This window comes from Polaromonas sp. P1_E1_2, from assembly GCF_056406035.1.
In genome coordinates this window covers 1-1,102 of the sequence record NZ_JBFUAZ010000911.1, presented here as the reverse complement: position 1 = coordinate 1,102, position 1,102 = coordinate 1, and the positions used below count along the sequence as shown (strand labels likewise).

The 1,102-nt window shown below is 56.2% G+C and carries 2 protein-coding genes; both read right to left on the bottom strand.

Features of this window, described 5'->3' with window-relative positions; genetic code table 11:
• On the bottom strand, window positions 1–784 hold a 784-nt coding region (locus AC1D1P_RS24020; RefSeq protein ID WP_477674745.1), incomplete at its 3' end, for a ribonucleotide-diphosphate reductase subunit beta.
• A gap of 131 nt (window positions 785–915) precedes the next feature.
• Window positions 916–1,102 (bottom strand): hypothetical protein (locus AC1D1P_RS24015; protein ID WP_477674744.1); only part of this gene is annotated, 187 nt, incomplete at its 5' end.

The following is a 1,102-nucleotide window of genomic DNA, read 5'->3' as shown; positions in this document are numbered from 1 at the left end:
GCGTGAAGCCCACGTAGAAGAACAGGCCTTCCATCAGGCAGGCAAACACGATCAGCGACTTGAGCAGGGTCTGGTCAGCTTCGGTAGTGCCGGTCTTGAAGTGAGGGTCGGAAATCACTTCAATGAAAGGAATCAGGAACTGGTCCTTGTCCTTGATCGATTGCACTTCGTTATAGGCGTTGAAGATTTCGGCTTCGTCCAGGCCCAGCGATTCAGTGATGTACTGGTAGGCATGGGTGTGGATGGCCTCTTCAAAAGCCTGGCGCAGCAGGAACTGGCGGCATTCGGGTGCCGTGATATGGCGGTAAGTGCCCAGCACGATGTTGTTGGCAGCCAGCGAGTCGGCGGTCACGAAGAAACCCAGGTTGCGCTTGACCAGACGGCGTTCGTCTTCGGTCAGGCCGTTCGGGTCTTTCCAGAGCGCGATGTCGCGCGTCATATTTACTTCCTGCGGCATCCAGTGGTTGGCGCAGGTGGCGAGATATTTTTCCCAGGCCCACTTGTATTTGAACGGCACCAGCTGGTTGACGTCGGTCTGGCCATTGATGATGCGTTTGTCGGAGGCCTTGACGCGTTGTGCCTTGGCGGGTGCGGCGGCAGACGTAGAAGGTGCTGCAGCTTGCACAGGTGCGAACGCGCCGTCGTTGAGCATGCGCACTTGCGCCTGGGGCTGCTCGGCAGTGTTCAAAGAAAGAGGCGGAAGTTCCATCGAGCGGCCTTCAGGCAAGCCGCTGTTGTGAGATGTTTGCAAAGATGGTTTGACTTCTTCGTCCCAGGTCAACATAGAGGTTTCCAATACTTTGGGATTATGAAAGCAGCGATACAAAATGAAAAGTGTTCATTCACATCGCTACAAAATTGTGTTGCTCAATTACATCGAATCGTGCGATGAAGCTCAGCGCACGATTCGGTTTTTTATTGGCAGGCCTCGCAACCTGGGTCATCGATTGCACAGAATTTGATGTCGGTCGCGGGCGATGCACTCATCTGCGCCTGCGCTGCGGCGGCTGCCGCTTCGAGCGCGCTCATGYCGCCGCCTGCCGTCGCGGTACCCGATGACACCGAGTTCATCTTGCCTGCGGTCACGGTCGACTTCTCGGCG